The sequence below is a fragment of the Thermococcus sp. MAR1 genome, assembly GCF_012027305.1.
Classification (GTDB): Archaea; Methanobacteriota_B; Thermococci; order Thermococcales; family Thermococcaceae; genus Thermococcus.
This window is the reverse complement of record NZ_SNUF01000008.1, coordinates 1-483: the sequence shown is the minus strand read 5'-3', so window position 1 is coordinate 483 and position 483 is coordinate 1. Positions and strand designations below refer to the sequence as shown.

At 55.1% G+C, this 483-nt stretch carries 1 pseudogene; it reads right to left on the bottom strand.

Going from position 1 to position 483, the window contains the following annotated elements:
• Positions 1 to 482 (bottom strand): annotated as a pseudogene (locus tag E3E25_RS11300) (carbamate kinase); the annotation flags it as partial.
• Position 483: the final 1 nt, after the last annotated feature.

The following is a 483-nucleotide window of genomic DNA, read 5'->3' as shown; positions in this document are numbered from 1 at the left end:
CAGCCCCTTCCGGAATCTTCGATGACTGTCCAGCCCTTCTCCCTGGCCAGCTTCTTTGCGGTTTCTTCGTCGTAGAACGGACCGACTGGCTTGCTCGGGTTCTGGAAAGCCGGGTCGTTTTTGTCAACGAGCGTCTGGGTGACTATGGTGGCGACGGGCCTCTCCACGCCCCTCCTCTTTAGCTCGTTTCTTATCGCCTGCTGGATCATGTATCCTATCTGGCCCTGAGTCATCGCTCCGGCAACGTCCATGGGCTGGGCTGGGATACCGTGAATCTGCTGTCCAGCATCCATATGGAGGAGAAGGGCACCAATCTGGGGGCCGTTTCCATGGGTGATTACAACCTCATAATCGCCATCGAGGATTATATCGACGATTTGCTTTGCGGTCTTCATGACGTTCGTCATCTGTTCCTCGTAAGTGCCCTTTTGACCTCGCTGAAGAATCGCGTTCCCGCCGAGAGCTATGACTACCCTCTTCATA